This is a genomic window from Staphylococcus caeli (assembly GCF_900097965.1).
GTDB lineage: Bacteria > Bacillota > Bacilli > Staphylococcales > Staphylococcaceae > Staphylococcus > Staphylococcus caeli.
Window position 1 is genome coordinate 61,757 of the sequence record NZ_FMPG01000010.1, and the last position, 23,871, is coordinate 85,627.

Sequence of the window (23,871 nt, forward strand, 5' to 3'; positions counted from 1 at the left end):
TTTGTGAATGTATTCACAAAATAATGAATTCGGTTTCTATTTCAATTACCTCTATAATTTTCTACTCATAACTTTAAAATTTTTCACAAAAAATACCCCTCACCAAATCAACCATGATTTAGCGAAGGGTTACTATATTATTTCTACATATGATTTTTCTATACGTATTAACGCGATTTAGTATACACAGTAATTGTTAGAATTCTGGTTTGAAAGGTCCCCAAGTAATTTTATGTTTACTATCTAATGGGAGACCTTCAACACATTTTGAAACATCGTCAAACCATTTTAAAAATGCTGGTTCTTTGTCCAATTGTGATTCAATACTATTTTGTGTCACATCATGCAAATACCAGGTCTTACTTTCAAATTCATACTGCACTTGAGCGTAGGCCAAGCGTGTTAATCCCGCGTTATTATAAACACAATTCACTTGTTTCACCACATTAGGTGCTTGAGTGACGAGACTATTTGAAATCACACGTTTATGCATTGCATTATCTAAGTCATTCCACATTCTTATTTGACCATTCATTTGGAAAAAGATATCTATGGACGGCATTTTATCGTCAAAAGACACGAGTATAAAGATTCGTTCTGCAGTATGATCTACTGAATTAATCGCACCAACAATAAGTTTACGTGCTACTTTCTCCCAATAAGCTTGCGCTTCGTCAGGGGTAAGTTGACTATTTGATGTATAGATATAGTTATCTTGATCATAACTTTTTTCTGTATTACTTACTTTCTTTCTAAACCATCGCCCAAATATGTTCAACGTACTCCCCCCTTTTTCGTAAAACATTTCAGCAAACCTACTAGAACAGCTTTATTGAAAAATAATTTTCATTATTAAATAGCCATTATTTTTTTATAAATCCTGCTTTATTCAGTTGCTCTAACATATCTAGTCTTTGTTTTGAGCTCATAAACTGCGCAATTTGTTGCGACCATGTTTCTTTACGTTCCCCATTTGTACGTGCACTATAATAATCACTCACTGTTTTATCAAATGCTTCTATTTCGTGACGTTGACTTTCTTTATCGTGATTATAACGATTTTGATGGAAGACATGTTCTAATGGTAAGCGAGGTTTAGCACTACCATTTTCATCATCGGCTGGAACGCCCATCGCCATACCAAATAATGGGAAGGTATGCTCAGGTAAGTCTAAAATCTTTCTAACTCGCCCAACATCATTTCTAAGTGAGCCTAAATAAACAATACCGTAACCCATATCTTCAGCTGTCGCAGCAATATTTTGTGCTGCTAATGCCGCATCAATCGTTCCAACAAGTAGACCTTCCGCTGATTCGAATGAAGTTTCCATGTCATAATCAGCATTTTCATTAATAATGGCATGTCTATAATAGTCCATTATAAAGACAAAAAGATAACCATTTTCAACCACATAAGGCTGACCTGACACTTCCTTCAATTGCATCTTAATTTCTGGGTCATTGATACCAATAATTGAGTATGTTTGTAGGTAACTTGAAGTTGAAGCGCTTTGACCTGCTTCAACAAGTTGTTCTATTCGCGTTTCTGGAATAGTTTCTTTTTTAAAATTTCTAACTGAATGGTGTTTTTAAGTAAATTGTACACGTAATCAGACATCTTATCCGCTCCTCTTTCTATATGTAACCCAAGCTTAACAAATTCATATAGCAAATACCTTCTTTATGTTTTACCCATTTTTTTACATACTTAAAATCTTTCTAAAAATTATTTTAAATTTATTCAGTGAGACCCCTATTTGTTAAAAATTTGAATTAAACTTACATAATTAATATAAAAGTGTAATTGCGGTTATACTTAATAGGAAGAAATTGCACACAATAACTGAAATTAAACCATTGCCATCATCGATATATCCTTCAGTTGCAACAAAACACACAATTTGGTGCATGACGTGTTACATAACTTTTATTATTTTAAAAATAAAGGGAGTGATTACTATGGAAATAAGTGCAAAAATCAAAGTGTTACGCGAGCAAAAGCACTGGTCTCAAGAAGCATTAGCGGAAATACTAGGCATTACTAGACAGAGTATCTCACAGTGGGAGCTAAATAAAGTTTATCCAAGTATAGATATATTGAGTAAAGTGAGTGACCTTCTTGATGTTACTTTAGACGAACTCATCAAAGGAGATAAACAATTCAAAAGAATAATTATCGATACCTATCAACAACCCGTTAACGCCCTTAAGAAATCACACCCTATGAACGGTTGGGAATTTTTAGCGAGATTCTGGTGGCTGTTCTTTCCCGTCGCCGGTATGATTTGGTGGATGATACAATCCTTGAATTAGTATAACCTTGAAGTTGGGGCATACGATTGGTCCATTGTTGCTGCATTTCACTTCGCGTACGGTTTTAAGTACGTTAGAATGATAGTAATTGAAAGGTTGTGATAACTTATGAATATAAAATCACCTACTAACGCGAGAAAAGAATTCTATGAACTTCTAAAACAAGTAAATGACAATAATGAGCCTGTATATATCAACAGTTCTAATACAGAAAATAATGCAGTAATTATTGGTCAAAAAGATTGGAACAGTATTCAAGAAACTTTATACCTCGAGTCGACTGGAACGCTAGATAAAGTCAGAGCAAGAGAACAAGATCAAAGTGGTCATACAAATGTAGATGACATAGATTGGGACAACCTATAATGAATAATTATATAGTTGTCATTAAAAATTCTGCAAAATCAGACTTAAAAAAGCTCAAGCAATCTCAACTTAAAAATCAATTTTTAAACATTATTGAAACATTGAAAAAAGACCCTTATTCACCTACTCAATCTTTTGAGAAATTGCAGCCAAAACATTTAGGTCGTTATTCAAGACGTATCAATTATCAGCATAAAGTTGTTTATACAGTCGACGAAGACAAAAAAGTAGTTATGATTTATTCTGCTTGGTCTCATTATGAATAATTATTCTCAAAAACTTTACTATCAAAATCGTAACTACCATACAACTTAATTAACTTTCACAAATAGCCTTTCTTCTCATTTCAAATGTTTAGTTGAGAATTGAAAGGCTATTTAATATATATACAGTGTTAATTTTTGTAGAATCTTGTACAATTAGTAAAAGGAAATCGTCTCCATTTCTAGATTAAAGTTATCATTGTACACCAATTTTTTAGCAATTCACTTATCATAGCATCTTTGTTGACTAACAATTAGGGAAATGCAATAATAGATTACGAAGATTAGAATTATTATAATTAAGAAATGGAGTTATCCACTTTATCTAATTCTAATTGAAAATACATTAACACATAATAGGAGGATGTTTTTATGTCATTAATAAATAAAGAAATTTTACCATTTACAGCTAACGCTTACGATCCACAAAAGGATGAATTTTTAGAAGTTACAGACGAAAACTTAAAAGGTTCATGGAGCGTAGTTTGCTTCTACCCAGCAGACTTTTCATTCGTTTGTCCAACTGAATTAGAAGATTTACAAAATCAATACGACAAATTACAAGAATTAGGTGTAAACGTGTATTCAGTATCAACAGATACTCACTTTGTACACAAAGCATGGCATGATCATTCTGAAGCTATTAACAAAATCCAATACACAATGATTGGTGACCCTTCTCAAACAATCACACGCAACTTCGATGTATTAGATGAAGAAGTAGGTCTTGCACAACGTGGTACGTTTATCGTAGATCCAGACGGCGTTGTACAAGCAGCTGAAGTTAATGCTGACGGTATTGGTCGTGACGCTAGCACATTAGTTCACAAAATCAAAGCAGCACAATATGTACGTCAACACCCAGGAGAAGTTTGCCCAGCGAAATGGGAAGAAGGTTCAGAAACATTACAACCTGGTCTTGACTTAGTAGGTAAAATCTAAGGAGGCATTGATTTAAATGCTAAATGATCAGCTTAAATCACAATTACAACAACTACTTCAATTGATGGAAGGCGATGTCGTTCTCAAGGCAAGTTTAGGTGACGACGACAAATCAAAAGAGCTTAAGGCTTTACTAGATGAAGTATCTGCCGAGTCTTCTCATATTTCAATAGAAGAAGCTGACTTAAAACGTACACCTAGCTTTTCAGTAAACAGACCTGGTGAAGATACAGGTATTACTTTTGCTGGTTTACCAATGGGTCACGAATTTAATTCTCTTGTGCTCGCTTTACTACAAGTTAGTGGGCGCGCACCTAAAGAAGAAGCATCCGTTATCAATCAAATCAAAGCGATTGATCGCCCACTGAATTTTGAAACGTATATTAGTTTAACGTGCCAAAAATGTCCAGATGTCGTTCAAGCTTTGAATTTAATGAGTCTATTAAACCCAAATATTACGCATTCTATGATAGATGGTGCCATTTTCAAAGAAGAATCTGAAAACATTATGGCAGTTCCAGCTATTTTCTTAGACGGTGAAGAATTTGGTAATGGTCGTATGACAATTCAAGATATTTTAACAAATCTTGGTAGCCAAGCAGACCCAAATGAATTTAACGACAAAGCACCATATGACGTGCTCATCGTTGGCGGCGGTCCTGCGAGTGGTACGGCAGCAGTTTATACTGCGCGTAAAGGCTTGCGTACAGGTATTGTTGCCGATCGTATCGGTGGCCAAGTCAATGATACAGCTACGATTGAAAATTTCGTTACTGTAAAAGAAACGGATGGCCCTAAATTCGCTTCTGCACTAGAAGATCATATTAATCAATATGATGTTGATGTGATGACTGGTGTGCGTGCCGATGCACTCGGAAAAACAGATGATGGTATCAACATCACTCTAGATAATGGGGCTCAATTGACAAGTAAGACTGTTATCATTTCAACGGGTGCACGTTGGCGCAAACTCGAAGTACCTGGCGAAGAAGCACTAATTAATAAAGGTGTAGCATTCTGCCCACATTGCGATGGTCCTTTATTTGAAAATAAAGACGTTGCAGTAGTAGGTGGCGGTAATTCTGGTGTCGAAGCTGCAATCGACTTAGCCGGTATCGTTAAACATGTTACATTGCTTGAGCGTAACGCTGAGCTTAAAGCAGATAACGTGTTACAAGATCGTTTAAATAGCTTATCTAACGTTACTATTATTAAGAATGCCCAAACAACTGAAGTCCTTGGTGATAATGCTGTTACAGGTATTAAATACAAAGACAAAGTTCAAGGTGACATAAACACATTAACGTTAGACGGTATTTTCGTTCAAATCGGATTATTACCAAATACCGAATGGTTAAATAACTATGTAGAATTGAACGAAGCCAATGAAATTATAATTGATCGTAAAAACGCGACAAATATCCCGGGCATTTTCGCTGCTGGGGATGTCACAGATGATCGAAATAAACAAATTATCATTTCTATGGGAGCCGGTGCGAACGCAGCACTAAATGCGTTTGACTATATTATCAGACACTAATCCCATAACATCATGCATTATTAAACCAAGCAGGTTATTATAACTTGCTTGGTTTTTTGTCGTTTTTTCAAACACTACCCTCTTTCCAACATTAAAGAATTCTTTTATAGCTTTTTGTTCAAAAGATTGTGCGTTTATTTCTGAATCCATCATTCAAATCAATAGCACGACATGATACGCTTAAGTTATAATTTTTTATAAGCGCGTTTAGAAATTCTGTAATGTTATACTCGACGATTACGATTAAAGGAGCAGTTTTATTTTATGAAAAAAAGAATACTATTTTCGTTAGTTCTAGTACTAACTGTTATACTTGCAGCTTGTTCCAATGGCGATTCAGATGATGACAATAGCTATAGCGAGAAACATGCACCTACTAATGTTAAAAAAATCACTGAGCAAGATATATTCAGTTCGGATAAAAAAGGTGAGCAATTAAGCGAAGACGAAGCAAATCAGGCAATCAAAAAATACTTAGATGTAAATTCAGATATTCTCGACAACAAATATTTAATTCAATATAAGCTTGATAAACAAACGGGGACAGATACTAAAATCACAGATAAGCAAGCCAAGCGCTTATCAGAACTATCACATAATGCAGTTAAAAATGATGTCCGTTTTGAAAAATTTGTAAAAAATAATACTTTACCAAAAGGTTATAAAGAAAATGTAGATCGCATTATTACTTATTTTAAAGCATTAAACAGTACAATTAGTAACGCGGATGAAGATATTGAACAATTAGACTATCAACCGCAAAATGAACTCAATGTCGTTGATGTTTCAACAAAATATGCTGGTGACGTAAACGGCAAACAACAAGATAAAATTAAAAAATTCTTGAAAGAAAAAGAAATTAAGACTGACGCAGTTGATAAATAAGTGACAACTTTGTGTCTCTTTTCATATCATACTTAGCATGCTAATCAATTTAATTAACAACAATTGGAATAAGTTACAAAATGATTACATGTCACCTTTCCATGATGACAAAGGGCTTTGCGTCTATTCGAGCACCCTCTATGTTCACCAATGACTTATTTCTGTAAAAAACCTTACTTAATTGTAAGGTTTTTTAATACAACTTTCCTTTTTTTCTTAAAGTGACATTTGTTATCATAAATTTAAGTAATAAAACAAATGCATCGAAGCACAGCCACTCAATTATTTTAAGGAGGTCACCTTTATGATATTAACTATATTAATTGGTGCAATGGCTGCTATCTTCATAGCTTTTAATCTCTTTGAGAAGAAAGAAAAATATGGCGTTGTTTCTTTTAAAACAATCGCTCTTAGCGTTACTTACGTCATACTTGCCGTTATTGTTGGTAGTTTCCTAGACAATTTCAATACACTATTCCAAGGATTTCATGATAGCTTAACAGCAGCCAAAAAATATTAACCTGAACCGTAAACATGACGGCTCAGGTTTTTTGTTTAATATTTACTTTTCTACCTCATAAGGTACACAATTTTCTATTTTTCTATCAATTACTGTTTCTTCAGAATCATAACCCAAATAGACTAGACAACATCGAATAACCACTTGATGTGCCACAATTACAATAGAGGACATGGAATCATCGACTACTTCATTAAAGAATTGTACCACACGCTCCATGACATCGCTATAACTCTCTCCTTCAGGTGCTTTCTGTGTAAAACTATGACGGAATGAACTGTAAGCTTCATCTTCAAAGAAACGACTATACTTAGTATTCTGCTCAATGTCCGTCACCATTTCACCTTCAAAAATTCCAAGCGAACGCTCTCTTAATAATGGCGTCATACGACTTGGTATCGAATTATTAAAAATTGCATTGAACGTTTGACGTGTTCGCAATAAATCCGAAACATATGCACAATCGATGGTCTTATTTTCAAAATACTTTTGCAACGATTGGGCGGCTTGTTCTCCATTTTCCGTTAAAGGGACATCTAGTTGTCCACAAAAGTAATTCTTACCGTTCTTCTTATCATAATTTGACTGTGATTCTCCATGGCGCACTAAATATATTTTCATTTTTATAATCTCCATTTCTTTCTAAATATGATTTAAGTTGTGCTAACGCAATCTAACAATAGTGTAATATTAAACTTTACACTAATATTTCCCCAATATTCATTGTTATCATTTTAATTGAGGTGAAATCAATGAATAATCAAACATTTCAACAAAATACACAAAGCGAACGTGTACTAGCAGCTATATGCTATCTCAGTATTTTTTTCGCACCACTCATTGTTCCTATTGTTGTGTGGATTTTCGCAAGTAAACAAACGTCAAATCATGCAGCTAAATCGTTAGTCTATCACATTATAACGTACCTAGGACCAATATTTTTAATTATCAGTGCTGCCATGAGTGGTGTCTTATTGAATCATACTTCTACAACATTAACTGTTATCAGTATTACGATTGCAATCATTTTGCTAATACTTACAATTTGGTACACAATTAAAAATGTTTATCGTGGAATTATGGTACTTATTTCTGAAGATGCCTTTTTCCGTCCATAAATAATGGCAAATCACTCACATGAACCTTAGTAAGTTAAATTTAATCGAATTAATTTTTGACAAAATTCGTAACATTTTAAGTGCAATGTATACGAATACAATCTAATCCTTTATTCTTAACATTAAAGGAGACAGAGAATATGAATAAAAAATTTACAATATCTATAATTAGTATTTTAGTAATCATTGGTGTTGCATTCACTATTTTCATGATGGTATCTGGTCAAAAGAGCACATACTACGGCTATATGTCTAATAGCACTACTGCTGAAAAAGTAGTAAGCGAAAAAGATGGGCTTGTAACTAAAAATGTAAAAATCGAAGGTGACAAAGATTTCAAACCTAAAAAAGGCGACTTTGTAAAACTTGTATCTAAAGATGATGGTAAAACATTTTATAAAAAAGAAGTTGTAGAACATGATGATATCCCTCATGGTTTAATGATGAAAATCCATGAGATGAAGATGTAATATAATAAATGAAAAATGGAAGGCACATTTTTGTGACCTTCCATTTTTTCATTTATTTTTTCTTATCTTTAAAATAGAGCAGCAACTCGATTAAAAAGACGATAATCAATGAAAAGCCAAATAGTGGCATCAAAATACCTAAAATGACTAGTCCAGTCACTAATGGGATTGACATAGGTTTCTTAATTCTTTTTGGAACCTTAATATTCGTTGATTTCATTCGCTTAATCCATGATGTGAGCCCAAGACCTATTGCTGTTAATAAGGCAATACATACAATTAAATTAATAACTTTATTTGCTATACCAAATAAATGACCTTCATGTAATGGAATACCCCATGTAAACCATTTTCCAATAATGCCATATTCTTGATATTCCACTGTTCCTAAGGACTTACCATTATATTGATCGATATACAATGTCTGTTCCTCATCCGGTGATACATCTAAACCAGTCACGCCCGTATTGCTTCCCTTAGAAACAGTGAATGCCGCTTCTTCGCTTGTCGGATATACGACAGAGAATGGCTTACTAATTCCATCTTTTTGCGCATTCGACACAACTTTATCTATTGAAATTTGTTTTTCAATATCTGTTCGTGGCATCTCACCACTTCCATGATGTGCAGATTCATTCTTAGATTCAGGCTGCTTGTTATTTCGTGTAGCCCAAGGAATTTCATTTACATCCGATTTTGGTGGGTTAATTGCTAGCTCTGACTGCCCTAATTCACCTGAGTTATCCATGACATTTGCTATTTTCGCCCCCATATAACCAGACCATGGCAATCCAGTTAACACTAACACAAATACTGGTATCGCAATGATTATCCCAAGCACACCATGCCATTTTTGAAATTTTAAATTTTTAGTTTTATTCGTAATGAGTTTTTTCTTAATAAGCATATAAGAACCAGACAATATCATAAAAATTGTCCAACATGCCGTCAATTCAACTAGGTAATTAATAATGGTATTTTCTGTAAACAGAGAACTGTGTATATTTCTTACCACATTCGCATATGTATGTTTGGCATTCTGATCTGCTACAATTTGATTATTATGATCTAAAAACACATAACGTTGATTACCAGCCATATCATCTAATGTAATTCTCTTATTATATGGTTCTTCTAAAATACTAACTTTACTTATGTAAAAACCATCAAATTTATCTTCTACTTGATTCACAGCTTGATTCAACGACTGATGTGTTTTTACTGAACTATCTCCAAAAAATTCATTTTTATAAACATTATTTTCTACTTCTTGGAAAAATAAATACCCTATACCCGAAATCGTTAACGTAATGAGCAAAGGTGTAATAAATAGTGCCGCGTAAAAATGAAGTCTTTGTAATGGATTAAAAATATTTTTCAAGATTTATCCTCCTCTCCCCAGTAATATTATAAATAAATAGCAAAATTATTATGTAGATAAATTGTGAATATTTTTAGAGTTTATTGATAATATTATATGAAATTTTCAAATTACTATATAAAATAAAGAGCCTTTTCAAAAATGAAAAGACTCTTTTGTTTGATCAACTACTTTTACTTAATAACAAATTTAATGATAGCCCTATTAAAATTGATCCAACAGTATAATCAAAGATTGCCTTCACTTTTCTATTTGTGAAAAGCAATTTAATATATTGAAAAATATAAACACAAAATACAAACCATAAAAGAATAACGGTTGTGACAATAGCGCTTAATACTGCAATTTGCCCCGTAACCGCATCACCGGTACTTAAAAACTGCGGTAAGATACTTATGTAATATAGCAACGCTTTAGGATTTAAGATTGTGCTAAAGAATCCTTGTCTATAAGAAGTTAAATAACTGACATTTTGAACTTTCATTTGTGAAGTCGAAAAGTTCATACTTTGCCTTGCACTAATAATACTTCTCATACCTAAATAAATGAGATATATGGCACCCATTATCTTAATTGCTAAAAACACATAATACATGTTAGCTAAGATAAATATAATGCCAAAAATTGCTAACAAGGAATAACAAACATGACCCGTTGTAATACCTAAAGCTGCCATAGCTCCGTTCCCCTTACCAGATGTAATAGAATTTTTCATAACTACAAAAAAGTCTGGTCCCGGGACAATAATAATCAATAATGTAATTGTAATAAATGCTACTAATCCGTCCATAAAATGCACCCCTATTATTTTATTCTACGGTATTTATTACATACTATAATTACAATATCATAGAACCGACATTTTATATAATTCAAAAAGCATTGACTGCAAAAAAATTACTATATAATTATTTACCTTTTTTATTGAACTGTATTCATCAAATATGCTATATTAAAGATGTAGTTGGAAACCGACTACTAGTCTTTTATATTCATGAACATATTACTCTTAAGGCGACACAGATGTGTCGTCTTTTTTTGTTCATTAGATCTAGTTAAATCAATATAACTCATAGCTAACTTACTAATTTTAATCCAATAGTACTACCCAATATCACTAAAATACACAACACACGTTTAATATCTTTAGATTCATGGTAGAAAATCATACCAATTAACGCGCCACCCACTGCTCCAATCCCTGTCCATACCGCGTATGCTGTACTCATTGGAAGTGACATCATGGCGATAGATAACGCAATAAAACTTAGTCCAAAACAAACGACCAATCCAAAGACTGCGCGCATTTGACGTCGTTGTACATAGGCATTCAAACAAGTAATACCCAACATTTCAAATATGCCAGCTATAACTAATAAAATCCAAGCCATTATACTTCCTCTCCTCTATGAGATGTTACTAACTTCAGACTAATAACACCTGCTAATAATGTTAAAATCAAAATAATTTTCGTAATACTGAACGGCGCTGCAAATACAAAAAAATCAAATAATGTAACACCAGTAGTTCCTAAACCAACAAATACTGCATACGATGTTCCAACAGGTAATACTTTCGATGCATCAATAAGTAAGTAAAAACTTAAAAATATTGCAATTATTGTACATAACCACTCAATACCTGATGTCGCATGCGTTAATCCAATCACCCATACTACTTCAAACATAGAAGCAATAATTATTTTCACCCAATTCATAGTTATTCCTCCTTTATAAAATAAAAAGCCTGGGAGATAGTATAAATCACTATCTCCCAGGCTTTTATCCTTCCGTGTCACATATAAATATGTGGCTTTCTCTCGGTCCAGACTAATCTATATGATTACGGAACCCTAGAAAGCTTTATTCGATTAATTAAATTGTATCAAATTACACTCATTGTGGCAATAATCCGCTTAAAAAATCTAGTTTAAAATTATTCTTAATAAGAAAGCGCTTTATACTGTATACTATAGTGTATTTTTTTAATTTCTGCTAAATATTTAAGTGTTTTCCCTCTACATTTTATGAATTTTAATGTATAATAGTCATCAGATTATAATAATTATAATCTGATGAACATAAAAATGATATCTATTCTCATTTAACTATTTTAGATGTAGAATCGAAATTTAATAAAAGCGAGGGATTGCAATGCAACTATTAAATTATAAAATGCACAATGATGAACTTATCGCCACAGTACTATCAGACAAAAAACAATTATTTAAATATACATTTGATATCGCAACACCAGAATATGAAATATTAGACGTACTCGAAGAGATTAATCACTATGTTGATAATGGTCAGCATCCATTAGGTTGTTCTTTATTGAAAAATTATTCCCACGAGGACGTGAGTCACAATATTTTATAAACCATATTGCACACAACAAAGATGAGTATAACTGTTCACATTTAAACAGTATACTCATCTTTTAATTTTGTATTCTTATATCGAGCCATACCAGTTTTTAATCTTTTAAAGCCAAGTTGTTCATAAAAAGGGTTATTCCCTGTTGTTGAAATCAAATGCACACACGATAAGTCCCCTAAATATTCAAGCATTTCACTTACGAGCTTTTTACCAATACCTTTTCCTTGATAAGCAACATCTACAACTACATCGTATATAGCGGCATTAAACACATCGTCTGACATAGCCCTTACAAATCCAATGACTTTCCCATTGTTTCTCGCTATGACAACGTGTGTTGCTTTACTAAAGATTGTCACAACTTTATCTTGGTCATGCTTAAGCCAATTATTATTATGATAAATTTGAAGCATATCCTCTATATCTTGCTCATTAAATCGTTTATCGAATACAATATCCATCTATCCTCACACCCATCTAATCATGTCATATTATTAAAGCCCGGATCTTTACTAGACCCGAGCCATTCATTTCTCTATATTATATATTTACATGTTAAATAAGTCATTAAATGATTCAACCATTGTTGGATGTGTGTATATATTCGTTTTTAATACTTTGTATGATAATTTTTGATCTATTGCTAACTTCACTAAATTAATAATCTCTTCAGACTGCAAGCCATATAAAGTTGCACCTAATATTTCTTCAGTATCTTTATTGACCACGGCTTTGAATAAACCTCTTGGGTCATTATTAATTTTATGTCTAGGGATAGTATTTACTGGTATTGCATTTTCAATGATATTATAACCTTGCGCCTTCGCTTCTTCAGTTGTTAATCCTACACGAGCTAAAGGCGGATCAATGAATACAGTATAAGGTACAGCCCCACGATTTTCCGTAGAACGTTCACCATTTCCAAATAATTGGTCTTTCACAATTCTAAAATCATCTAATGAAATGTATGTGAATTGCATACCACCTTTAACGTCACCTAATGCATAAACATTGGTTGCCGTCGTTTGCAGATGTTCATCTACCTTAATTTCACCATGTTCACCAAGTTGAATATCTGTGTTTTCAAGATCTAAATCTGTATTAGGTTTACGACCAGTTGCTAATAATACTGCATCGGCTTCATAAGTACCGTCAGTTGTATGAACTACTGTGCCAGCATCAGTATCTTCAAATTTCTCTGTTTGTGCATTTAAGATAATATTAACGTTTTTGTCTGCTAAATCTTTTTTTACTTCTTTAACAATATCTTTGTCTTCTCTCGGCATAATATCTTCGCCGCGTTCTAATACTGTAACCTGTGTACCGAAGTTCGCAAACATAGATGCAAATTCTAAAGCAATGTATCCGCCACCTACAATGACTAATTTCTTAGGTTGAAAATCTAAATTCATGATACCGGTAGAATCATAAAGATGTTTTGAAGTTTCTACACCTCCAATTGGTGGGATCACAGATTTTGCACCTGTATTGATAACAATATTCGGTGCTGTTACAGTTTCTACAATTTCATCTTGCTCATTTAATAAATTCACTTCATGGTTCGATTTAAATTTAGCTGTATAATCAAGTACTTCTATATTGTCATCATCTGCTAAATTATGATAATTTTTGTTATTTAACGCCGTCACAACGCCTTTTTTTCTGGAAAATGCTTGGTCAAATGAACCATGTTCCAATCCTTCATGAACAAGTGTTTTTGAAGGGATACAACCAATATTAATGCATGTACCACCATACATTTCTTTAGATTTTTCAATAACCGCAACTTTTTTACCTTGTGTTGCAGCAAACTTCGCGAGTGTTTTGCCACCTTTGCCAAATCCTATAATCACTAAATCAAATTTTTTCATGAGAATCCTCCTTTAATACTTCGTTTAATACATCATGAATCGAAACATTTTTATAATAATCAATTAATAAGGCTTGTTCTCTTTGGTGAAAGCGAGACATTGTCTGCCCTATTTCCCGGGAAATTTCACAATCACTGCCAGCGTCGCCTGTAAATAACCGTCCGTCAGATCTTTCCTCGCTGAAAAGCACCAATAAATCCGCAAGATTCACACGCATTGTCTGCGCATTCGCTTGATAACCACCATACTTACCTCGACTAGCATTGAGAAATTGTTGTTCAGTCAGTCTGCGTGTAACTCTACGCAACTGTACTGGGTTTACACAAATACGTGTCGCCAATTCATTACTGCTATAACGCTCCTCCGAGTGCTTTGCTAAAAACGTCAGAAGGTGCACTGCAATATTAAATTCCAAATTCATGAACATCACCTTTTTAATTGTAACTTTTATAATTACATTAAAACATATTTACAGTTCTTTGAAAAGTGTTTTGTTTGATTACGTTTCAATTTTTATAAAAAAAGTGAGCGAAAAATCCATTCACTGGTTTCTCTACTCACTTCAATCTTTCATTATAAAATAGCAGCGCGAATCGATATACCATGTTCCATATAGGCCTTTAGACAACTTAACATGTATACCCAGCCTTCTTTTTGACCTAGTATTTGCTCTACCTCTGTTGAATCAAAATGCTTTTCTATTGTTGTAACTATTGTATTTTGGCCCATATCTTCAAAATGGATTGCTACTGGATGTGGTCCCCACGTAAATTCAATCATGTTATTCAGATCAATACGCTCTATCTGAACATCTAGTTCTGCATCATATTCTTTGTATCGCAACGTAATTGATTTGCCCTCTTCCCATCTTTGGGAACTTGAAGAAAACCAAAACCCTCCAATCTGCTCAGGGTCTATAAACGCTTCAAACACTCGTTCTTTTGGAACATTAACCTGCATTTTTGTCACTATATCCAAATCATCCATCCCCTTTCTATTATGATTTACAATATGAATTTTACATATATTTATCGTAATATGCACATAACTCACTGCTAAAAACCAATTTATCGTTTATTAAAATATGACAAATTGTGCAATACAAATTTACAAAATTGTAATCAATATATAATTATTAAAACCATAAGTGTTCTGTTATACTGTCATAATTGTAACTATCAATAACAGGAGATTCTTATGAAAAATATCATTAATACTTATTTATATTATCTAATTATGTTGATCATTGTTGGCATTCTCCTTGCTTCGCTCTATTTTCTATATGTATGGAAAAACGGTCAACCAGAAAATCAGGATCACTATAAAAATTTTACAGAACTTAAGTCAGATACTAAGGAACACCGTGACTGGAAAGTCAATGCTAAGACAACAAACAATAAAGATATACTTGTAACTGCTATCCATGGTGGTGGCATTGAACCAGGAACATCAGAATTAGCAAAAATCATTTCTAAAAAAGGTGACTTTAATCTATATAGTTTCGAAGGCTTATTAAAGACTAATAATCAAAAATTGCATATCACATCTACTCGTTTTGATGACCCAAAATTGATTAAAATGACAAATGAATCAAATGAAGCTGTCTCTATTCATGGCATACAAGAACAAAAGAAAGTTGTCTATATCGGTGGCAAAGATAAAGCAATGGCTAAATCCATTAAAAAAGAATTAGAAAAAGAAGGCTTTAATGTTGAAAAAAGTCCGCAATATGTAAATGGCGACTCTAGTAATAACGTTATTAATAAAAATGATACTGGCTCAGGCGTCCAACTAGAAATTTCAACACAATACCGCAAATCATTTTTTGATAACAGTAGTCTTTCTAGAAAAACACGAGAAAATACAAGTAACTACAAGCAATCTATCTATGATTTTGCTGAAGCTGTTACAAAAGGTGTAAAAACACAAACACATAAAAAATAATATAGCGGCTACACAAACTAGAATTTCTATAAAGTAACAGAAGTTCTAGTTTTTTAATTTCAAAAATCTTTACAAATTTACTTGCTTTTTTAAACTATAGGTATAAAATACAGTTGATTAAAATCGTAAAGGAAATGACCAAATGAGCATATTAAATAAGCCTTTATATTTTTACCTATTACTTTTTATTACCACAACTTTGATTGGCTCAATTCTGCTATATTTACCAGTTACAGGCAACCGTCACCTGGATTTTATAGATGCATTTTTCACTGCCGCGAGCGCTTTTACAGTAACTGGATTAGTCACGGTTGATGTATCGTCACAATTTAATTGGTTAGGCGACCTCATAATCATGTTATTAATTCAAATTGGTGGGTTGGGAATTGTCACAGTCACACTTTTAACATTTATCTTAATCAATAAGCACATCAGCTTAAAAAGTCGCTATCTAGTTATGACAATGTGGAATATTGATACGCCTGGTGGTATCATTCGTCTAATGTTGCAATTTGTCTTGTACAGTTTAGTTACCGAAGCGATAGGTACATTATGCATTGCATTATCATTCGTGCCAAAATATGGTCTTGGTAAAGGACTATTTTTGAGTATTTTCACTTCAATTTCAGCATTTAACAATGCAGGATTCGCTTTGTTCAAAGATAACTTAATGAGTACAGTAAGCGATCCAATTATCACAATTACAGTTCCTTTATTAATTATAATGGGCGGGCTAGGACCTCTCGTTTTTCTAGATTTAGCAGTATCACACAAATTAGCGAAGCTCAAGTTACATTCTAAAATTGTCTTAAGTACATCATTAATACTCATCGTAGTGGGAACTGTTATTTTCTTCATTTTAGAAAATCATAATACATTAAATCACTTTTCACTTTTGGAAAAAATCGGCACATCATTTTTCCAATCTGTAACAACACGAACGGCTGGCTTTAACTCTGTTGATATGGGACAAATTACTGCTCCCACTTCCATGATAATGATGTTATTAATGTTTATTGGTGGTGCACCTGTAAGTTCGGCAGGTGGAATCAAGGTGACAAGTTTAGTATTAACATTACTTTTTATCAAAAGTACGTTACGCAACGAAACTCATGCATCTATTTTCAAAAAATCTATACCAGATCGTACGTTGAGAATTGCCGTTACAATTTCACTTTCTGCAACTATCTATGTACTCAGTGTATCGTTCATTCTAAGCATGTTAAACCCACATACACCTTATACAACCGTGTTATTCGAAGTAATTTCAGCTTTCGGCACAGTTGGTTTAAGTATGAATTTCACAACTGAATACGATACTATGACCAAAATTATTATTATTGTTACGATGCTTATTGGGAAAATTGGTATCCTGACATTCATTCAATTATTTATAACTGAAAAGAAAGAATTGTTCTATTACGCTAAAGATAACGTTCATTTATAAATAGAAAAATAGCACTCTAATATATTTAGAAACACATAAAAAACCAAGTCTGTGGCATTAATGATGACCCAGACTTGGTTATATTTTATTATTCGGTTTCATTATTGTCTTTATCTTTAAAAATTGAAAAGATTGCCAACATAGCAAACCAGACACAACCTATTGCCACATTCGCAAAAATAAAGGCAAACATTGAAAACACCATAGCTATAAGTGCTTTTATTATTTTCACTTTGTCCACATCCTTAAAACTTAACAAGAGATTGTTCTTAATTTTCTTATTTAATATTTTTACGTTTCTTAAGAATTGCCGAAGTAATCGCTGATAAAATAACAATCGCTACAAGAATATAAAATGCTATCATATTTGGCCCATCAATATTCATACCACCACTAAAGCTACCATCCGCACTATATTTCCAAAATATATTACTAATAAATAAAATGATAATCCCAATAGATGCTAGTACGCCAATAACTTGCGATATCACATAAAATTTGCCGCTATCTTCATTTTTATTCATTATTTATTCCCCTTTCTACTAGGCAATATTGTAATAATTCATTTATAATATCTTAATTATTAATATAATGTCACAATTTGTACTTCATTTCAAATAGATATAGTACAATATACTTAATAAAATCATATTCATAAGGAGAATTGTAGATGAAAAAATTAATATGCTTAATATCAGCTTGCTTTTTAGTATTATCTGCATGTGGAGAGCATGAAGAAAAAAACACTGCAGACAAAAAAGAAACACAAAGTGACAAAGATAAACAGAAGAAAAAAGAAAATAAAGACCAAAAACGTGAAAAAGATCAAACTAAATCAGAAGATACAACTAAAGAAACACAAACTAATGAAACGCCTGTGGAAACACAAACTGAACAAACACAAGACAACACATCATCAGAACAACAAAATACTGCCACTTCTAATACAGAACAAGCAACTCAAGAAAATGTACAAGCAACTCAAGCATCAGAACAAAATCAAAAACAGAACATTGATTTAAATAATATGCCCGCTACCGATTTCAGCACAGAAGGTATGTCTGAGCAAGCACAACAACAAATCCAAGAATTAACTCGCCAAAAAGACTTTGAAGGGCTTCCACAAGAAACATATAATGATAGAGTTTCAGAAATAATGAATAATGAAATGAATTAAAAAACTGCGACCTTGTTCATATGAGGTCGCAGTTTCTTGTTATATATCAGTAAAAACACTTGATAAAATTGCAATCAAGGCAATAAATAACACTAAAACTAATAACGTATCAATTTTTCTTTGATTACGATATTTAGGTGGTTTTCTAAATTCTTTAATTGCGATTAGTCCCGCAATTACCACTAAAATCAAGCACACCAAATGAAATACCAATGACAGTATTGCCATTTTAATCACCTCAACTTTATAATTTAAATCTTCTGTGTATTCATGAACGTATTAATTTTAAAATTATAAGTCGATTAGTCTACGCGTAGTCTTTCTATTCCATACCCGCTTTATGAAGTTAGCAACCGTGGGACTATTTGATATTTCACTTATGCATAAATAATAACTACTCTGGTCGTCGTTGTTTTTCAATTGCCTTTGCCACTTGCCTTTCATTTTCAGAATCACTTTCAGATAAATGTTTTACAATATTTGAAAAATCATTTTCTGACTTATTCTGACTCAATTTATAAGCAGCTTGTATTTCATTTACTTCTATTTCGAATCCAACAATGCCTTTAACTTGTTGCTTCGTGTTATCTGATAGATTATCCCAAGTAACACCCTTTTCTCGATGTGACTCATACTTATCTAGTAGTATTGCTAGATCTCTTTCAAGCGCTTCTTTAGACAATAACTTGCCATTGCCATATACATGCACACTTTGGTAATCCCAAGTCGGCACATCTTCATTTTCGTACCAAGTTGAAGATATATAGCTATGTGGCCCTTGAAAAATCACTAGTACTGCTTTATTATCTTCTAAAGTTTGCCACTGTTTATTACCTTTTGCCAAATGACCAGAAACATAAAGTTGATTTTCAGTTTCATAAATATTGACTGGAACATGAGTCGCAATTGGCTTATCTCCATCATTGGTCACAACTGTAGCAAAGGTATGTGCTTTAATAAAACGTTTTATTTCCTCATAATCTTTCATTTCATAATATTTAGGAATGTACATAGATAACGCCCCCATCTTGTCAGAAAATCTTTATTTTATCTAGATATTCGCTAGGCCTTCTAACTCTTCATGGTATGCTTTAGATAATTCACGACATGAAATAACTTTACCTACTTCATTAAATTTAAATATTGCATATACCTCTATATTCCCCATTGAATTATCAACTTTTTCTACTGCAACATCATATCTTAAAAATATACTTCTCTGTTGCTCATCAATGAGCATGTCGTTAAATTTTTCAATCGATAATGATTTCACAACATCTTTTAACTTTTGAAGATGGTCCTTAAATTCATTTAAATTTAAAGTATCATGATCTGTTTCTTGAACATAATTTTCCGCAAAGTAATCATCTATCTTTTCTATATCTAGATTAATTAGTATATCTTGATATAAATTTTGAATTTTCGTTTTTAAATCGCTTGTATTCATGCTCATACCTCCAATTTTATCTACTAAATTACACCTATATCTAATATAGTGTATTTCTATTCACCAATAGTTTATGACACTGCGCATTTTATCACAACTAATTCACAATCTTATACGACTTCAAATTACATAAAACTCACAATGTTGTCATTAGAATATTATATTGTTTCATATGTTATTTTTTTGTGTTTTACTTGCTATATCGGAGGTGAAAAACATGGAAAATAACAATCACAATGTGCTTTCATCATTAAATTAATTCAGCGTATTTTTCGCATCTTTCTTACTACCTATTGTCGTTTGGGTATATGCAAAGAAACCTGTTAAAACTCATGCCAAAAAAGCATTACTTAATCATATCGCTATAGCGATATTTTATTTTCTAAGTAGTCTTGCTTTTATATTTTCCAAAGAAGTTTATGAAAAACCTTTTGATAATCAAGACATGATTTCTAATGTTTCAATAGGTATCGGATTAATATTCGGTATAGTCATCATCGTACTTTTTATTATCAATTTAATGCGTGGTATTAAACTTTTACTCAAATAGTCATTTCGATTAAATCAATAAAATAATTCCTGAGGGGCTTTAAAATGAATATTTCTAAAAAAGTAATAATTACACTATCTAGTATTTTGGCAGTCATCGTAATTATATTTGTCGCTTTATTTTCATGGAAAATATATGCCGAAAATAATAGTGATAACGCTAACGTTAGAGATTACACACAACTTAACCCTCTCATAAGACCCGTAGATTATTACGTTCAAGTCAATGATTCAATTAAGAAGAATAAGAAGAATGAGGTCGGTAAATATACTTATAAAATAGAATTGTTTAATATGAAGCAATAAATGATTATAAATAAAATTGCTACAACATGATTAACATGACCAAATTCGGTAATAGCAAATTAGCCCTCCTACTGAACAATGTCTTCTTGTCTATGTTATATTGTAAACAAAGAATAGAGTTGCTTACTATATTTTCATGAGAACAACGTATCTTAAATCTTAAAGGAGGATATTTATGTCTAAAGCCTTATATATGCACCATACCATCAATCTATTATTGATGATAGCTTTTATTATATTTCAATTTTTAGGAACTAGGAGTACAACTATTTCAATCATACTATTAGTATTGATGTTACTTAATATGATTGGATTTATTAGAGCAAATAGTAAGAATGTGAAAGAAAAAGGCGTAACCATTGAAGATCAACAGAAATTCAAACATAAGTAATAGCCCTTAACAATACAAGAAAGGAAGACTTAACTATGAAATTCATATGTTTTAATGCGATGACTGAAAAAGGATTAAACAAAAAAGTGAATGAGTTCTTACAAGAAAACCCTTATATAGAAATCATTAAGTTCGACTATCAAGTTGGCTCGAGTAGTTGTGGTGTAGGTATTTTATATAGTGAAACAAAAAGAATGTAGTTTCATTTAAAAGGAAAAATAAAAAAGCTCCCCCGGAGGGCAGCTTAAAAGGGATGAAGTACTGGAGGGTACTTCGTAACACTATCTTATATCACACAATCAGATTGTTCAATGCTATTTACACAAATAAAACAAAAATATTACATAATAACAATTTGAGATTATAAACAATACGATTTATATCAAACTCAATTTCTTATATTGTGTATTATTTCAAAATTTGAAGATAGTTATCATACCTATACCTCCCCCATTATTTCCATCCCTTACGCTTAATCTGCCTATATGTAAAAATACTAAAGATAATGACAAATAATCCCTGCGTAATTTTTAGTATAATTGAACTAAAATCGATCACACTTATATTAAACACTTCACCCAATATAGGTGTAATAAGATTGAAAATAAATAGAATTAAACAAATCGCTAAAATAATTTGTTGAGATTTCGGCATCATTTTCACTCCAATAATTTATTTTGTACTTAATTCTTGTTGTTAAAATAAAGCTTTTATGTATCCTTTTCTAGAAAATAGTTGCCTATCTCTTTTCTTATTTTTAAAATAAACAGTTATAAACATATTACTTATACATCCTAATATACCTACAATTAATGCTCCCCCAATATTAGTACCCCTATATAAAATACTACTAAAAACATCAATATGCCTGTTACGACACTAATAATCCAAGTCGGCTTCTTTAGTCTCTCCATACTCTGAATGACTCCTTTATGTTATGCTTTAAGTGAATATTGCAATCAATACAATATTATAATAACATAATTAAAACTCACCATTACTAATTCTCACTAATAACATCATTTAACATTTTTGCTAAAGGAGGAATATTATGAGCCTTCCAATCGCTATTACCTTAGGAATCATTTTCATACCTATATACGCTTATTTTTGGTCTTTTATACTACGCTGGGATAATAGTCGCAGAGCAAGACGTTATGATTTTCCAATAATGTCTAAGAGAAAATATAACTATTTGCTACTTGCACATGGCATTTTTGCAACAATCTTAGTTATAGGCGCCATATATATGAGTTACTTTAAATAATTGTTAACAATATCTACTAAAAAGGAGTTCACAATGGAGCTATTCACAGGAATTATTATCAAAACATTAGATATAATTGTGGCTATAATTAGTGTTTTCTTAGATGAAACTTCTAAATATTTAGGTAAATTCTATAATCACTTTAAACGAAACAAAAATGATAAATAAGCGCAACAGTCATGTTTTAATCTAATAAACGTACATTTTTTAAGTATTTAATCAAGTGAAAGAGAGGTTTCATTAAATTGAACAAATTACTATATATCCATAGCTCAATTAACCTTTTACTAATGATCATCTTATTCACGCTAAATTTAACAAATACAGGCAGAACAGTAACATTAGCAATTTTATTTATCCTTGATACATCATTATTATTAAGAGCAAACAAGAAGCAAGTTGAAAAAGATGGCGCTACTATAAATGACTGTAAGAAGAAATAATATAACTTAAATTGGAGGAACTTTATGAAATTTGGTAAATATAAAATTGATGATATCTATATACTAATGATTATATTTGGTTTGATTTTTTCTTTTTTTGTACCGCTTATGTTATTTCAAGTCATAATTGCTTTGTTTATTGGTATTGAAAAAATAGAAAAGTGAATTTTCACTTCATTTTACTCTGAAACATAACTAAGGAGTTGAATTATGCTGAGGACTCATGTTGGAGAAAGTACGACTTAACAATGAAGCAAATTGAATAAAATAAACAGTTAGAAGCATTTCAACTTAGTAATTTAAAATAACTGACTTCACCTTGATATGAAGTCAGCTTAATATATTGATTATAAAATTCTTCTCACATTTTCTACAGGCATCATATTAAGCGGAGACTCTTTTACTACATCATTCTCTTCTGGTGCATGTATAACTGTATCGTTCCCTATATAAATTGCTACATGACCAGTGCCATTGTAAAACACTAAATCTCCTGGTTGAATTTCACTTTTTGAAACTTCTTTACCAGCATTAACTTGCTCAGTTGTTACCCTTGGTAAGTCAAATCCTATTTTTTTGTATAAACCTTGTGTAAGTCCTGAACAATCTAATGCACCATCCGCTTGATTAGCATTAGACATTTGAGAGCCTCCCCACTTATATGGTGTTCCTAGTTGTTCTTTTGCATATTTAACCAATTCTTGTTGATTTTGATCTAGAGTATTAATAACTGGGGCTGTATCTTGACTATGTGTTGTATCAGGAGATGGATTAGGTTTAACATCTGGATCTGGTTTTGTTGGTCCATTCATAACTTCTTGAACAGTTCGTTCAAAATCTTTTCTAATACTAT

At 32.0% G+C, this 23,871-nt stretch carries 37 protein-coding genes, 1 pseudogene and 1 riboswitch; of the genes and pseudogenes, 21 read left to right on the forward strand and 17 right to left on the reverse strand.

All coding sequences use genetic code 11. The annotated features are described in order from the left end of the window. Positions 1-196 precede the first annotated feature (196 nt). Both BJS11_RS09870 and nfsA read right to left on the reverse strand, forming a co-directional pair. Positions 197-778, reverse strand: a complete 582-nt coding sequence (locus tag BJS11_RS09870) for a hypothetical protein (protein WP_069995720.1) — start codon at positions 776-778, stop codon at positions 197-199. 85 nt (positions 779-863) lie between these two features. After that, positions 864-1,618 (reverse strand): annotated as a pseudogene (gene nfsA / locus BJS11_RS09875) (oxygen-insensitive NADPH nitroreductase). A 341-nt stretch (positions 1,619-1,959) separates the two neighbouring features. Between nfsA and BJS11_RS09880 the strand changes: the two are divergent. From BJS11_RS09880 to BJS11_RS09910, 7 genes are all read left to right on the forward strand, one after another. After that, complete coding sequence (locus tag BJS11_RS09880; RefSeq protein WP_069995722.1) at positions 1,960-2,313, forward strand: helix-turn-helix domain-containing protein; 354 nt, start codon at positions 1,960-1,962, stop codon at positions 2,311-2,313. 108 nt (positions 2,314-2,421) lie between these two features. After that, positions 2,422-2,679, forward strand: a complete 258-nt coding sequence (locus BJS11_RS09885; protein ID WP_069995723.1) for a type II toxin-antitoxin system Phd/YefM family antitoxin — start codon at positions 2,422-2,424, stop codon at positions 2,677-2,679. Then, positions 2,679-2,945, forward strand: coding sequence for a Txe/YoeB family addiction module toxin (locus BJS11_RS09890; protein ID WP_069995724.1), 267 nt, complete (start codon positions 2,679-2,681; stop codon positions 2,943-2,945). Before BJS11_RS09885 ends, BJS11_RS09890 begins: the two co-directional genes overlap by 1 nt. Before the next feature lie 369 nt (positions 2,946-3,314). After that, entirely contained in the window at positions 3,315-3,884 is a 570-nt protein-coding gene (ahpC, locus tag BJS11_RS09895) for an alkyl hydroperoxide reductase subunit C (RefSeq protein WP_069995725.1), read from the forward strand. A 16-nt stretch (positions 3,885-3,900) separates the two neighbouring features. After that, entirely contained in the window at positions 3,901-5,424 is a 1,524-nt protein-coding gene (gene ahpF, locus BJS11_RS09900; RefSeq protein WP_069995726.1) for an alkyl hydroperoxide reductase subunit F, read from the forward strand. Positions 5,425-5,688: 264 nt separating this feature from the next. Continuing rightward, positions 5,689-6,309: an NDxxF motif lipoprotein gene (locus tag BJS11_RS09905; protein ID WP_069995727.1), complete on the forward strand. Its 621-nt coding sequence runs from the start codon at positions 5,689-5,691 to the stop codon at positions 6,307-6,309. Positions 6,310-6,613: 304 nt separating this feature from the next. Next, positions 6,614-6,829 (forward strand): hypothetical protein, encoded by a 216-nt coding sequence (locus BJS11_RS09910; RefSeq protein ID WP_069995728.1) that lies wholly within the window; start codon positions 6,614-6,616, stop codon positions 6,827-6,829. A gap of 42 nt (positions 6,830-6,871) precedes the next feature. Here the strand turns inward: BJS11_RS09910 and BJS11_RS09915 are convergent, their stop codons facing one another. Continuing rightward, on the reverse strand, positions 6,872-7,450 hold the full coding sequence (locus BJS11_RS09915; protein WP_069995729.1) for a histidine phosphatase family protein: 579 nt from the start codon (positions 7,448-7,450) through the stop codon (positions 6,872-6,874). A 131-nt stretch (positions 7,451-7,581) separates the two neighbouring features. Here BJS11_RS09915 and BJS11_RS09920 point away from each other — a divergent pair, with 131 nt between their 5' ends. Both BJS11_RS09920 and BJS11_RS09925 read left to right on the forward strand, forming a co-directional pair. Continuing rightward, entirely contained in the window at positions 7,582-7,947 is a 366-nt protein-coding gene (locus tag BJS11_RS09920) for a magnetosome magnetite crystal formation protein family (RefSeq protein WP_069995730.1), read from the forward strand. Positions 7,948-8,087: 140 nt separating this feature from the next. Continuing rightward, entirely contained in the window at positions 8,088-8,417 is a 330-nt protein-coding gene (locus BJS11_RS09925; RefSeq protein ID WP_069995731.1) for a DUF4889 domain-containing protein, read from the forward strand. A 52-nt stretch (positions 8,418-8,469) separates the two neighbouring features. Here BJS11_RS09925 and BJS11_RS09930 read toward each other — a convergent pair whose 3' ends face one another. From BJS11_RS09930 to BJS11_RS09945, 4 genes are all read right to left on the reverse strand, one after another. Beyond that, on the reverse strand, positions 8,470-9,798 hold the full coding sequence (locus tag BJS11_RS09930) for a PepSY-associated TM helix domain-containing protein (RefSeq protein ID WP_069995732.1): 1,329 nt from the start codon (positions 9,796-9,798) through the stop codon (positions 8,470-8,472). A gap of 163 nt (positions 9,799-9,961) precedes the next feature. Continuing rightward, positions 9,962-10,588, reverse strand: coding sequence for a LysE family translocator (locus tag BJS11_RS09935; RefSeq protein WP_069995733.1), 627 nt, complete (start codon positions 10,586-10,588; stop codon positions 9,962-9,964). A 286-nt stretch (positions 10,589-10,874) separates the two neighbouring features. Next, complete coding sequence (locus tag BJS11_RS09940; RefSeq protein WP_069995734.1) at positions 10,875-11,189, reverse strand: DMT family transporter; 315 nt, start codon at positions 11,187-11,189, stop codon at positions 10,875-10,877. After that, positions 11,189-11,515, reverse strand: coding sequence for a DMT family transporter (locus BJS11_RS09945; protein ID WP_069995735.1), 327 nt, complete (start codon positions 11,513-11,515; stop codon positions 11,189-11,191). The genes BJS11_RS09940 and BJS11_RS09945 overlap by 1 nt, the downstream gene beginning before the upstream one ends. Positions 11,516-11,566: 51 nt before the next feature. Continuing rightward, positions 11,567-11,665, reverse strand: a riboswitch (guanidine-I (ykkC/yxkD leader). Between the two features lie 286 nt (positions 11,666-11,951). Between BJS11_RS09945 and BJS11_RS09950 the strand changes: the two genes are divergently transcribed. Beyond that, entirely contained in the window at positions 11,952-12,176 is a 225-nt protein-coding gene (locus BJS11_RS09950; RefSeq protein ID WP_069995736.1) for a hypothetical protein, read from the forward strand. A gap of 41 nt (positions 12,177-12,217) precedes the next feature. On the opposite strand, the gene BJS11_RS09955 is transcribed toward BJS11_RS09950, so the two are convergent. The 4 genes from BJS11_RS09955 to BJS11_RS09970 all read right to left on the reverse strand — a co-directional run bounded on the left by BJS11_RS09955 (position 12,218) and on the right by BJS11_RS09970 (position 15,007). Beyond that, the gene (locus BJS11_RS09955) at positions 12,218-12,637 is read right to left on the reverse strand and encodes a GNAT family N-acetyltransferase (protein ID WP_069995737.1); all 420 of its coding nucleotides are present in this window, start codon (positions 12,635-12,637) and stop codon (positions 12,218-12,220) included. An 87-nt stretch (positions 12,638-12,724) separates the two neighbouring features. Then, positions 12,725-14,047 carry a hypothiocyanous acid reductase MerA gene (gene merA, locus BJS11_RS09960; RefSeq protein WP_069995738.1) on the reverse strand — a complete coding sequence of 441 codons (1,323 nt, stop codon included), beginning with the start codon at positions 14,045-14,047 and terminating at the stop codon, positions 12,725-12,727. Then, entirely contained in the window at positions 14,034-14,468 is a 435-nt protein-coding gene (gene hypR, locus BJS11_RS09965; protein WP_069995739.1) for a redox-sensitive transcriptional regulator HypR, read from the reverse strand. The genes merA and hypR overlap by 14 nt, the downstream gene beginning before the upstream one ends. Positions 14,469-14,620: 152 nt before the next feature. After that, complete coding sequence (locus BJS11_RS09970) at positions 14,621-15,007, reverse strand: SRPBCC domain-containing protein (RefSeq protein ID WP_081333109.1); 387 nt, start codon at positions 15,005-15,007, stop codon at positions 14,621-14,623. Between the two features lie 237 nt (positions 15,008-15,244). On the opposite strand from BJS11_RS09970, the gene BJS11_RS09975 reads away from it, so the two are divergent. Beyond that, positions 15,245-15,991: a poly-gamma-glutamate hydrolase family protein gene (locus BJS11_RS09975; RefSeq protein ID WP_069995741.1), complete on the forward strand. Its 747-nt coding sequence runs from the start codon at positions 15,245-15,247 to the stop codon at positions 15,989-15,991. A 142-nt stretch (positions 15,992-16,133) separates the two neighbouring features. After that, a complete protein-coding gene (locus BJS11_RS09980; protein WP_069995742.1) occupies positions 16,134-17,438 on the forward strand; it encodes a TrkH family potassium uptake protein in 1,305 nt (434 codons plus the stop codon). Positions 17,439-17,526: 88 nt separating this feature from the next. Here the strand turns inward: BJS11_RS09980 and BJS11_RS13725 are convergent, their stop codons facing one another. Together BJS11_RS13725 and BJS11_RS09985 are read right to left on the reverse strand one after the other, a co-directional pair. Further along, positions 17,527-17,670, reverse strand: coding sequence for a hypothetical protein (locus BJS11_RS13725; RefSeq protein WP_159427260.1), 144 nt, complete (start codon positions 17,668-17,670; stop codon positions 17,527-17,529). A 46-nt stretch (positions 17,671-17,716) separates the two neighbouring features. Next, positions 17,717-17,962 (reverse strand): hypothetical protein, encoded by a 246-nt coding sequence (locus BJS11_RS09985; protein ID WP_069995743.1) that lies wholly within the window; start codon positions 17,960-17,962, stop codon positions 17,717-17,719. A 146-nt stretch (positions 17,963-18,108) separates the two neighbouring features. Between BJS11_RS09985 and BJS11_RS09990 the strand changes: the two genes are divergently transcribed. Next, positions 18,109-18,615, forward strand: a complete 507-nt coding sequence (locus tag BJS11_RS09990) for a hypothetical protein (RefSeq protein WP_069995744.1) — start codon at positions 18,109-18,111, stop codon at positions 18,613-18,615. Between the two features lie 39 nt (positions 18,616-18,654). Here the strand turns inward: BJS11_RS09990 and BJS11_RS09995 are convergent, their stop codons facing one another. The 3 genes from BJS11_RS09995 to BJS11_RS10005 form a co-directional block, all read right to left on the reverse strand. Continuing rightward, a complete protein-coding gene (locus BJS11_RS09995; RefSeq protein WP_069995745.1) occupies positions 18,655-18,843 on the reverse strand; it encodes a hypothetical protein in 189 nt (62 codons plus the stop codon). Positions 18,844-19,009: 166 nt separating this feature from the next. After that, the gene (locus BJS11_RS10000; protein ID WP_069995746.1) at positions 19,010-19,627 is read right to left on the reverse strand and encodes an FMN-binding negative transcriptional regulator; all 618 of its coding nucleotides are present in this window, start codon (positions 19,625-19,627) and stop codon (positions 19,010-19,012) included. A 39-nt stretch (positions 19,628-19,666) separates the two neighbouring features. Then, positions 19,667-20,062, reverse strand: coding sequence for a hypothetical protein (locus BJS11_RS10005; protein WP_069995747.1), 396 nt, complete (start codon positions 20,060-20,062; stop codon positions 19,667-19,669). Between the two features lie 292 nt (positions 20,063-20,354). Here BJS11_RS10005 and BJS11_RS13620 point away from each other — a divergent pair, with 292 nt between their 5' ends. The 8 genes from BJS11_RS13620 to BJS11_RS13805 all read left to right on the forward strand — a co-directional run bounded on the left by BJS11_RS13620 (position 20,355) and on the right by BJS11_RS13805 (position 23,183). Next, positions 20,355-20,612, forward strand: coding sequence for a hypothetical protein (locus BJS11_RS13620; protein WP_245167151.1), 258 nt, complete (start codon positions 20,355-20,357; stop codon positions 20,610-20,612). 44 nt (positions 20,613-20,656) lie between these two features. After that, positions 20,657-20,917, forward strand: coding sequence for a hypothetical protein (locus BJS11_RS10010; protein WP_069995748.1), 261 nt, complete (start codon positions 20,657-20,659; stop codon positions 20,915-20,917). 175 nt (positions 20,918-21,092) lie between these two features. Next, on the forward strand, positions 21,093-21,308 hold the full coding sequence (locus tag BJS11_RS10015; RefSeq protein ID WP_069995749.1) for a hypothetical protein: 216 nt from the start codon (positions 21,093-21,095) through the stop codon (positions 21,306-21,308). Between the two features lie 35 nt (positions 21,309-21,343). Continuing rightward, positions 21,344-21,508 carry a hypothetical protein gene (locus BJS11_RS13800; protein ID WP_167351819.1) on the forward strand — a complete coding sequence of 55 codons (165 nt, stop codon included), beginning with the start codon at positions 21,344-21,346 and terminating at the stop codon, positions 21,506-21,508. A gap of 851 nt (positions 21,509-22,359) precedes the next feature. After that, positions 22,360-22,575 (forward strand): hypothetical protein, encoded by a 216-nt coding sequence (locus BJS11_RS10025; RefSeq protein WP_069995751.1) that lies wholly within the window; start codon positions 22,360-22,362, stop codon positions 22,573-22,575. A gap of 33 nt (positions 22,576-22,608) precedes the next feature. Next, on the forward strand, positions 22,609-22,743 hold the full coding sequence (locus BJS11_RS14000) for a hypothetical protein (protein ID WP_258953791.1): 135 nt from the start codon (positions 22,609-22,611) through the stop codon (positions 22,741-22,743). A gap of 77 nt (positions 22,744-22,820) precedes the next feature. Further along, complete coding sequence (locus BJS11_RS10030; RefSeq protein WP_069995752.1) at positions 22,821-23,018, forward strand: hypothetical protein; 198 nt, start codon at positions 22,821-22,823, stop codon at positions 23,016-23,018. A 24-nt stretch (positions 23,019-23,042) separates the two neighbouring features. After that, a complete protein-coding gene (locus tag BJS11_RS13805; protein WP_167351820.1) occupies positions 23,043-23,183 on the forward strand; it encodes a hypothetical protein in 141 nt (46 codons plus the stop codon). Positions 23,184-23,365: 182 nt separating this feature from the next. Here the strand turns inward: BJS11_RS13805 and BJS11_RS10035 are convergent. Then, the coding region (locus BJS11_RS10035) for a C40 family peptidase (protein ID WP_070014093.1) at positions 23,366-23,871 on the reverse strand (506 nt) is incomplete at its 5' end.